This is a genomic window from Paenibacillus tianmuensis (assembly GCF_900100345.1).
Taxonomy (GTDB): domain Bacteria; phylum Bacillota; class Bacilli; order Paenibacillales; family NBRC-103111; genus Paenibacillus_G; species Paenibacillus_G tianmuensis.
On record NZ_FMTT01000017.1, the window covers coordinates 96097 to 105846 of the forward strand.

Below are 9750 nucleotides of genomic sequence, written 5' to 3' on the forward strand. Positions count from 1 at the left end.
CTCTCTTTGGCTGATGTTGTGTCGACAAACACCATTCTACCAAAGATCCGGAGCCCTTTTCACGTTTTCATAGAGTCGTACTTTCGAATACGGGGTGAAATGTCTTTAATTTAATAAGATACCCTATAAAAGTTGGACTAGTTTTGGACGATATACTAATTAAGACAAATGATTGGGGACTATCATCATGAATATAAAAAAGCAAATTAAAAACTTAATTGAATCATTCAAACTTGAGGAAGCGTATTCTCTAATATTGGAATATGAGGGAAACTGGGAAATTGATGCGGAAATTCTCACCATGAAAGCAATCATTTCTGTTATGAAAAGCGAATTAGGAGAAGCTGAAGGTTTTTTAAATGAAGCTTTATTGATTGATCAAAATTACCCGGATGTACATTATAATTTAGCTTACATTAAACAAATGAGGGGAGAACTAGAGAACGCCATTGCTAGTTATAGACAAGCCTATCAACTAACAAATAGCGAGGAGCTGAAAAAAATAATCGAGGAGACAATAAAGTCTTTGAAGTCGGATGAACGACATCATCCGTTAGTTAGTATAGTTTTGCTGGCTTATAATAATATAAACTACACAAGAATGTGTGTAGAAAGTATTTATAAATATACATCTCATATTAATTTTGAGTTTATTCTTGTGAACAACGGTTCAAGTGATGGCACGAAAGAATATTTTGATTCCTTGCCTAATGCCAGACCAATACATCTTGACCAAAATGTTGGTCCTGTGAATGGATTTAATGAAGGCATGAAAGTTGCCAAAGGGAAGTACATTGCATGTGTTTGCAATGATTTTATTTTTACACCACGTTGGATGGATAATCTATTAAAGTGTATAGAGTCTGACGAAAAAATTGGTTTTGTTTCTCCAGGGGCCAGCAATATAAGTAATTATCAGCAGATTGTTGGAAATTACACTACTATTGAAGAAATGCTTAATTTTGCCGACGAATACAACCATACCAATCCTCTTAAATGGGAGGAGAGGGTCCGTCTTTTACCTTGTGTTTTATTAATTCGTTCAAGCATTTTTAGAGAAATTGGCGGGTATGATCCGCAATTTTATTTTGGTGAATTTGCTGATGACGACATAGCATTCCGTATACGACGTGCAGGATACAAATTAATTTTTTGTAAGGATACGTTTACTTACCACTTTGGTTCCATTACGACTAGAGAAGATCAAGTTAAAAACAATTCCTTTGCGATAAGTAGAAAAATATTTATGGACAAATACGGTTTGGATGTATGGACCGAGGCCAGTTTTAATGCCGAATTTATAGAAAATATAAAGGTCTCTACAAAGAAAGTCAGGCAATCAATACTAGGTATAAATACCAGGTGCGGGGCAGACCCGCTACAATTAAAAAATAAACTAAGAAACCATGGAATATTTGACGTCTCTATAACCAATTATTGTATAGATGAAAAATATTTCTTTGATTTAACGACAGTGTCCCATCATGTGATAGTTGGTTCTCTTAACGAAATTGCTGGTAATTTGGGCCATGTTCGATATGATTATATTGTTTGTGAAAATAATTATAGTAACTTGGTCAACAATCCTTCATTTATAAGTTCAGTATTAGAAATGTTGAACTATGAAGGAATAGCAGGGTTTGTTGTGCCAGTAACTGAAGAGCTTATAGAGATAAGTAAAGAGAATATTGGGAGACTATTTTCCGAAAACGGTTTTCATATTACATCAATAATTCTAGGTCAAGAGAGTAAATATGTGTATAAATATCTCATTACTATACAAAGGGGCAGCTAATCATGAAAGCAGTCATCTTAGCAGGGGGCCTTGGAACAAGACTTAGTGAGGAAACTATTTTAAAACCAAAACCTATGGTGTATATCGGAGAAAATCCAATATTATGGCATATAATGAAGATTTATTCCTCTTATGGTATCAATGACTTTATTGTTTGTCTTGGCTATAAGGGCTATATGATTAAGGAGTTTTTTGCCAATTATTTCTTGCATCAATCCGATGTTACATTTAATTTATTAAATAATCAAGTTGAAGTACACAATAATTACAGCGAACCTTGGCGAGTGACTTTGGTTGACACAGGGGCAAATACAATGACAGGAGGACGACTTAAGAGGGTCCAAAAATACGTGGGCGATGAAACGTTTTGTTTTACGTATGGCGATGGTGTAAGTGATATAAATATTAACAATTTAGTAGCTTTTCATAAAAATCATGGAAAAAAAGCTACCTTAATGGCTGTGAAACCGCCGGGCCGTTTTGGAGCGTTGGAGTTCTCAGGATCATCCATTTCCAGCTTTGTTGAGAAACCAAGTGGCGATAATTCATGGATTAATGGAGGTTTTTTTGTATTAGAACCAAGTGTATTCGATTATATTAAAAACGACTCCACCTTGTGGGAATTAGAACCACTTGAAAATCTATCGAAAGAAAATCAGCTTTTTGGTTACAAGCATGCGGGTTTCTGGCATCCTATGGACACTCTTCGGGACAGAACAAAATTAGAGGAACTTTGGGAATCTGGAGAAGCGCCTTGGAAAGTGTGGGAATAATATTATGGGATTTTGGAGTAACAAGCATGTCCTAATAACGGGACATACAGGATTTAAAGGGAGTTGGCTTTCTTTATGGCTACAACGACTTGGTGCTAACGTTATAGGATATGCATTAAAATCGCCAACGACACCGAATTTATTTACAAAAGCTCGGGTTGCTGATGGAATGATATCTATAGAGGGAGATATTCGAGATGAGAATGCCTTTACAGAGATCGTTCGCAAATTTAATCCCCAAATTGTTTTTCACCTTGCTGCTCAACCGCTTGTGCGTAAATCATATAATGACCCAATTCACACATTTGATGTAAATATAATGGGCACGGTTCATGTTCTAAATGCCCTGAGATATTCTGAATCGGTCAAAGTCGTTGTTAACGTTACAAGTGATAAATGTTATGAAAATCGAGAATGGCCGTGGGGATATCGAGAAATCGATCCGCTTGGAGGTTATGATCCGTATAGTAGTAGTAAGGGCTGCGCTGAAATAATAACAGACTCGTATCGCCGTTCTTTTTACAAAGAAAAAGGTATCCATTTGGCTAGTGCACGTGCCGGTAATGTTATTGGAGGTGGCGATTGGTCGGAAGATAGACTAGTACCGGATATCATTCGTTCTTGTAAAGAGAGGCGTTCACCGCTTATTCGTAATCCATTAGCAATCCGTCCATGGCAGCATGTTTTAGAGCCACTGAGAGGTTATTTGAATCTCGCAGAAATGTTATGGGATAAAGGTGAATTATTTGCTGAGGCTTGGAACTTTGGGCCCAGTGATGAGCATGTTAGGAACGTCGGTGAAGTGACAAGAGCTATAATAGAATTGTGGGGTCAAGGATTATCTTGGGTTTACGATAATAGTTATCAGCCTTATGAAGCGAAATTATTGAAACTGGACTGTTCCAAAGCAAAAGTTCGTCTAGGCTGGCATTCCAGACTTTCGTTAGAAGAAACGATAGAATGGACAGTTAATGCTTATAAACACGAAGCAGAGGGTAATGATATGAGGGAATTGGTTCAATCGCAAATTGAGGCTTATGAGCGTAAGGAGTTAGTAATGTGAACAGACGAAAATGCCGCTTTTGTCAAGCTCAACTGAATGTTTCATTTGTTGATCTAGGTTTATCGCCCTTATCAAACGCTTTTACTGAGCTTGGGAAAATAAATGGAGGAAATAGATTTTATCCCCTGCATGTTTACGTATGTGAACAATGTTTTCTTGTTCAATTGGAAGAATTTGAATCACCCCAGGATATATTTGGGGAAGAGTACGCTTATTTTAGTTCTTTTTCTGAGAGTTGGCTTCAGCATGCAAAAGAATATGTTGATAATATGATAGAACGATATAGTATTAATTCATCATCAAAAGTTGTTGAAATTGCATGTAACGATGGTTACCTCCTTCAATATTTTAAGGAACGAAATGTACCTGTTATCGGTATTGAACCAGCAGGTAATGTAGCAGAAGAAGCCAGAAAAAAAGGAATACCAGTTGTTTCTGATTTTTTCGGCGAAAAGTTAGCAGAGCTTTTTGTAGCACGCGGCGAACAAGCTGATCTTATAATCGGAAATAATGTGCTGGCACATGTCCCAGATATAAACGATTTTGTTAAAGGGTTGAAACGGCTCTTAAAAGATGGGGGATTAATTACAATAGAATTCCCTCATCTTTTGGCTTTAATACAAGAAAATCAATTTGATACAATTTATCATGAACATTTTTCATATTTTTCATTATCGACTGTTCAGAAAATATTCTCGTATCATGGATTGACAGTATTTCATGTTGAAAAACTACTTAGCCATGGCGGATCTCTTCGTATATATGCCAGACATAAACAGGATTTTTCTCGGTCTACAACAACTACCGTCGACGAGATAATAAAACTAGAAAAAGCAAAAGGTTTGCAAGATATAGAAACCTATCGTTTGTTTTTCCAACAAGTGGAGAAAACAAAGCGGAACATCTTGGCGTTTTTAATCCAATTAAAAAACGAAGGTAAACGTATCGTTGGGTATGGAGCGCCAGCTAAAGGAAATACCCTTTTAAACTATTGTGGTATTCGCAGTGATTTTATTGATTACGTCGTAGACATAAACCCGTATAAGCAAGGTTTGTTGCTTCCGGGATCTCTCATTTCGATTTACGAACCGGAACGTATTCGGGAAACGAAACCGGATATAATTGTTATAATGCCATGGAACATTAAAGAAGAGGTAATGGAGCAGATGTCATATGTACATGAATGGGGGGGGGAATTCGCAGTTTTTATTCCCAACCCTAAGGTGCTTAAACTATGAAGTTCATCCCTTTAAATCTATCCGGAGCTTTTTTTGTTGAAATAGAGGCAATTGTCGATGAACGTGGCTTTTTTGCTCGCTCTTGGTGCACTAGAGAGTTTGAAGCTAGAGGGCTTCAAAATAGGTTGGTTCAATGTAATATTTCCTATAATGCTCACCGAGGAACATTGCGTGGGATTCATTTTCAAACCAAACCTTACGAAGAAGTGAAATTAGTTCGATGCACGCGAGGTTCTGTTTTTGACGTGATAGTAGATCTACGGCCAACGTCTTCAACATATAAGCAATGGGTGGGGATTGAGCTTTCAGCAAATAAAAGGAACATGGTGTATATACCCGAAGGATTTGGGCACGGATTTCAGACTCTAACAGATGATACCGAACTATTTTATCAGATGAGTGAATTCTATTATTCAGAATGTTCTCGGGGCATTAGATGGGACGACCCATCGATTGGAATCACATGGCCGATACAGGATCCTATAATTAGCGACTGGGATCGTAATCTGTCTGTTATGGAGGCTTAACATGCTGATTATTTCTGAGAAAGCGAATATTTCCAGAATGGCCGATATAGAACCCTCTGTTCGAGGAACTCGTATAGTTGTTGAAGAAGGCGTAATGATAGATTCATTTGTCAAAATTAAATGTGTAGGCGGTACAGGTGACATTTATATTGGGAAAAACACTTATATCAATTCGTGTTGTGTGCTGTATTCAGGAAACGGTCTGACAATTGGTCAGGATGTCCTCATTGCTGCAAATTGTACATTTGCCCCTGTTAATCACGAATATCGTTCTAAAGATAAAATTATTAAGGAACAAAGGTTCATGCCGAGTAGGGGGGGGATTATCATCGAAGATGATGTTTGGATTGGGGCCAACTGCGTATTATTAGATGGTGCTACTGTCCGAAAAGGATGTGTAGTAGGGGCAAACTCACTTGTAAAAGGAGAATTGGAACCTTACTCTGTTTATGTAGGAAGTCCTTGCCAAAAAGTGGGTGTTCGCAAGTGAAAGCAACTGTTATCGGTGCACAAGGATTTATCGGACGACATCTAGTTAAACTTCTTGAAAGTAAGGGATATGAAATTTATGCCCCCTTGCGAGATGATCCTCAATTATTAACGTCGTCTCTTGGTAACGTCTTTTACTGTGCAGGTGTTACCTCAGACTTTCGTAAACGTCCCTTTGACACAGTAAAGGCACATGTCGGCGACTTGCGTTTGTTACTAGAACATGCTGATTTTAATACTTTTCTCTATTTATCATCAACAAGAGTTTATTCGAATCAACCGCAAGATAAAATTGTTCGTGAGGAAGATCTGCTTAGAGTAAATCCCCTGCATCCTGAAGATTTATTTAACTTGTCTAAACTAGCGGGGGAGTCACTTTGTTTAACAGTTGAAAGGCCAAATGTTAAAGTTGCAAGAATATCTAATGTTTGTGGTGCTGATTTCGAGTCAAACAATTTTTTATATTCTATTATAAAAGATGCAATAAATCATAGGGAGATCGTTTTACGTTCTTCACTTGAATCAGAAAAAGATTATATAAGTGTTAACGATGTGACAAGTTTATTGCTTCAAATCTCAAAAATGGGTGTGCAACGTATTTACAATGTTGCGAGCGGTAGAAATATTTCCCATGAAAAATGGGTGGAGCATTTAAAAAAATACACTGGATGTAGGGTGACCGTTATTCCAGATGCTAAGGTCCAAAAGTTTCCTCCTATATCCATCGAAAGGATTCAATCCGAGTTCAATTATGTCCCCACAAATTGCCTAAGTATGGCGCAGTGCTTAGTTGAATATTATGTTAAAGAAAAGAAGTGAACATGTGGATCTTTCTTTACCTCTTCAAGCATTTCGAGCGTATGTTTCCAGTCAGTTTAACCATTTTTTTCCCGATGGGGAAAACGTGCGATTTGATGACTATGCTAAAATTTTCGAAAAAGCCATTCACCGTACAGAATTTTGTTTTTCTCATGTTACATTAAGTTCTTATTACAAATCGCAAGGACCTTCATTAAACCATCTGCATTCTGACCAATATGCAGTCTTTCTTTGGTTCTTGTCTAATACGGTGTGGGTCGAAACAGAAAATCAAATACTAGCAAACAAATTATTTTATCTTAACAAAACTCTTCATGGTTTTAGTTGTATGTATGACACAAAGCTTCCTGACATATTTTTACTTCTCCATACAGTTGGCACGGTATTAGGGAAAGCTAATTATTCAGACTTTTTAGTGGTAGCACAGGGAACCACGGTGGGAGCTCATAACGGTGTATATCCTGTATTAGGAAAAGGAGTTTCCTTGCTCCCTTATTCCTCCATAGTTGGACGCTGTACCATTGGAGATCGGGTATCTGTAGGTATAGGGGCTTCGGTTTATCAGCAGGATGTACGGTCAGATACAGTAGTTTTTCGCAACGAAGATGGATCAATACGCTACAAGCAAAAAGATAATTGCTGGGCCCAAAAATTGTTTAACGTAAAAATATAAAAATGATGGTAAGATTAGTTTTTCAAAAACCATTTAGGTCATGGGTTTAAAGAAAAAGCATGCTTTATGAAGAACAGCTTTGCACCTAAGATTGTAGATAGAATAACATGTAAGTAGCTAGAGAAGTATAACTCTCCTTTGCGGCTTTAAAAAAGCCCCCTTAGAATAATGTGTTAATTTTCCACTAGTTCTAAGTGGAAGGGGATCTGTTCTAATTAATATGCCAGAAGATTAATCGGCTCAACCTCAAAATCAGTGCTTGACTGCTAGCCCAACATCCGATGGCGGTTACAATCGATGAGAATGCCAGCTTTATAGCGACTGCGACTTCGTATGAAGTAATGGCGGCGCTGAAAAGCTTTTATACGATTGTGTCGACCTTCTACCGTTGCGTTTGTCCAGCGGCAATGATGGTAGTTCACGATCTCCTCTTTCCAATTGCGCATCGTCTTGAGGGCGCTTCGAACCGCGGCGTGGTCGATTCGATCACCTTGCTCACACCAACGTTCAAATCCCAATCTGGCAATGGCCAAGTCCGGCGAGCAGTCATACCAGGTCGTGAATGCTTCTTTCCACTCCCACACGCTTCGAAGCAGAGGAGAGTAGTTCTGCAGCGTTTCCAACCGTTTTTTACTTTCTTCGCCTAGCGACTCTGCTGGCGGGTTCAACAAGCGATGATTGGCTTTCAGATACGCCTTAGCCCTTGATGACAGGGTGTTTTGGACCGTTTTACGAACTTCCTGTACACTTTCAATCACATAACCGTGAACGTGAAAACGGTCCGCAATGCGAATCGCATTCGGAAAACACTCGCTGATCCAAGTATGGTAAGCTCGGGCCAAATCCAAGACCACGGCTTTCGGGTTAAGCAAAAGGAAATCGGGGTGATCTTGGGCATACGACCGCAGTTCTTCCAGCTTTCGACCCGGCAGCAGGTCCAGCATCGTCTCGCCTTTGAGGTTGTGAATACCGGTGTTATACGCATGACCCTTCTTGATTGCAAAGTCATCGGCACCTAAAACCAGATCAGTCGTTTCTTTGGCTTCTTCCCACACTTGCTCACAGACCCGCTCGTACTCAACCGGAACCGCCTCGTTATGAATGCGTTGCACGGTGCTGACTGGCGCTTGCTGCATGCGGGCGCTATGCGCTGCTGTAGAACCGAATGCTTGTTCAGCGGTATGGGACCGGAAAAGTCTGCTGTAGCGCTGCTTCGGTCCGACAAATTCGTACATCCATACAAACCCAGCTTTGCAGCGCGTACATAACAGGCGAGTGGACGGTACATGCAAATAGGTTTTCTTCTCAAACACGGACAGATGCCGGACGATCCGCATGTCATTGCTTCCCTTGCGAATGACAGCTTGATCCGATCCACAGCAGGGGCAGCATTGTTTGTTGTCCAGTGGTACAGCTTCTATGTGAAGTTCATCAGCATTGATGGATAGAATTTGGTTTATCTTTAGCTCTGGCAAGTTGAGCATTTCATTGATATACTGGGTTTGCATCTGTTTATTCCTTTTTGTTGTTTGGTCGGACTTACAACAATACAGGATTAGCAGATGTTTTTCCATTTTTTTAGCCTCAGCTTAATTCGTCAAGAACTGATTTCGGTTTTGAGCCAGATTAATCATTAAGTTTTTTGGCCGAAACTCCGTAGAGGTCTTGCGTGATGTTAAGATGAGGCAATGCCTTCCAAACCGTTCCGTCTGTAGAAGTTGCAATATACCCGCCATTTCCAACAGTGATGAATCTTCCGTTATCGGAATCAAATACAACTTTATTTAAGGTAGTTCCTGAACTTTGCGTTGTGGTCCAGGATGAGCCATCAAGCAATTTCATGACAAGTCCATTAGTCCCCACTGTAATATACATATTGTTTCCAAAAGTTACGCTTTTTAAAGATCAGCCAAAGGGAACGGGGGTATAATGATGAGATACTGCCCAGTCCTTACCATTTGTAGAGAGTGCCGTAATACCTTATAAGTGTCCGCTTGCCCCACGGAAACAAACTTTCCATTTCCATAAGTTACATCCGTAACGGAACCATCGCTACTAAAGCCTGAAGATCCGCCAGACCATTTCTCTCCATCATTTGAGACGAGAGAAACGGGCCATAGATTAAATTGACCGACCGAAACGAATATACCATTCCCGTATGCTGAAGCTTTGACAATACCATTGAAGACTCCTGTGGGGGAATTATTATTAGATTTACTACCAGCTATCGTATTTTTCCAATTAACACCATTGTCAGATACATATCCACGGGAAATGATTAGGGCGTGTCTGAAAACTCATCATAGTGGAACTACTTCAACAAAATCATGGCAGAAGCCAAAAAAGCAAAGCTCAAAAAGTTTCGAGAAAGTT

General features: G+C 39.2%; 11 protein-coding genes. 9 read left to right on the forward strand and 2 right to left on the reverse strand.

All coding sequences use genetic code 11. The features are described 5' to 3' along the window. Window positions 1–187 precede the first annotated feature (187 nt). From BLO51_RS13405 to BLO51_RS28590, 8 genes are read left to right on the forward strand one after another with little or no spacing between them, the layout of a single operon-like run. Window positions 188–1795, forward strand: coding sequence for a glycosyltransferase (locus BLO51_RS13405; protein ID WP_090672402.1), 1608 nt, complete (start codon window positions 188–190; stop codon window positions 1793–1795). A 2-nt stretch (window positions 1796–1797) separates the two neighbouring features. After that, on the forward strand, window positions 1798–2568 hold the full coding sequence (rfbF, locus tag BLO51_RS13410) for a glucose-1-phosphate cytidylyltransferase (protein WP_090672405.1): 771 nt from the start codon (window positions 1798–1800) through the stop codon (window positions 2566–2568). Between the two features lie 4 nt (window positions 2569–2572). Beyond that, on the forward strand, window positions 2573–3631 hold the full coding sequence (gene rfbG, locus BLO51_RS13415) for a CDP-glucose 4,6-dehydratase (RefSeq protein WP_090672408.1): 1059 nt from the start codon (window positions 2573–2575) through the stop codon (window positions 3629–3631). Then, on the forward strand, window positions 3628–4869 hold the full coding sequence (locus BLO51_RS13420) for a class I SAM-dependent methyltransferase (RefSeq protein WP_090672411.1): 1242 nt from the start codon (window positions 3628–3630) through the stop codon (window positions 4867–4869). The genes rfbG and BLO51_RS13420 overlap by 4 nt, the downstream gene beginning before the upstream one ends. Next, window positions 4866–5396 (forward strand): dTDP-4-dehydrorhamnose 3,5-epimerase, encoded by a 531-nt coding sequence (gene rfbC / locus BLO51_RS13425; RefSeq protein ID WP_090672414.1) that lies wholly within the window; start codon window positions 4866–4868, stop codon window positions 5394–5396. The genes BLO51_RS13420 and rfbC overlap by 4 nt, the downstream gene beginning before the upstream one ends. A 1-nt stretch (window position 5397) precedes the next feature. Continuing rightward, window positions 5398–5886: an acyltransferase gene (locus BLO51_RS13430; protein ID WP_090672418.1), complete on the forward strand. Its 489-nt coding sequence runs from the start codon at window positions 5398–5400 to the stop codon at window positions 5884–5886. After that, complete coding sequence (locus BLO51_RS13435; RefSeq protein ID WP_167670197.1) at window positions 5883–6704, forward strand: NAD-dependent epimerase/dehydratase family protein; 822 nt, start codon at window positions 5883–5885, stop codon at window positions 6702–6704. The genes BLO51_RS13430 and BLO51_RS13435 overlap by 4 nt, the downstream gene beginning before the upstream one ends. Continuing rightward, on the forward strand, window positions 6685–7377 hold the full coding sequence (locus BLO51_RS28590; RefSeq protein WP_217266739.1) for an LbetaH domain-containing protein: 693 nt from the start codon (window positions 6685–6687) through the stop codon (window positions 7375–7377). The genes BLO51_RS13435 and BLO51_RS28590 overlap by 20 nt, the downstream gene beginning before the upstream one ends. A gap of 266 nt (window positions 7378–7643) precedes the next feature. Here the strand turns inward: BLO51_RS28590 and BLO51_RS13440 are convergent, their stop codons facing one another. Both BLO51_RS13440 and BLO51_RS28595 read right to left on the reverse strand, forming a co-directional pair. Continuing rightward, window positions 7644–8885, reverse strand: coding sequence for an ISL3 family transposase (locus tag BLO51_RS13440; RefSeq protein WP_090672423.1), 1242 nt, complete (start codon window positions 8883–8885; stop codon window positions 7644–7646). A gap of 118 nt (window positions 8886–9003) precedes the next feature. Then, the gene (locus BLO51_RS28595; RefSeq protein ID WP_143006887.1) at window positions 9004–9219 is read right to left on the reverse strand and encodes a hypothetical protein; all 216 of its coding nucleotides are present in this window, start codon (window positions 9217–9219) and stop codon (window positions 9004–9006) included. A gap of 327 nt (window positions 9220–9546) precedes the next feature. Here BLO51_RS28595 and BLO51_RS29790 point away from each other — a divergent pair. Further along, the coding region (locus BLO51_RS29790) for a hypothetical protein (RefSeq protein ID WP_217266740.1) at window positions 9547–9750 on the forward strand (204 nt) is incomplete at its 3' end.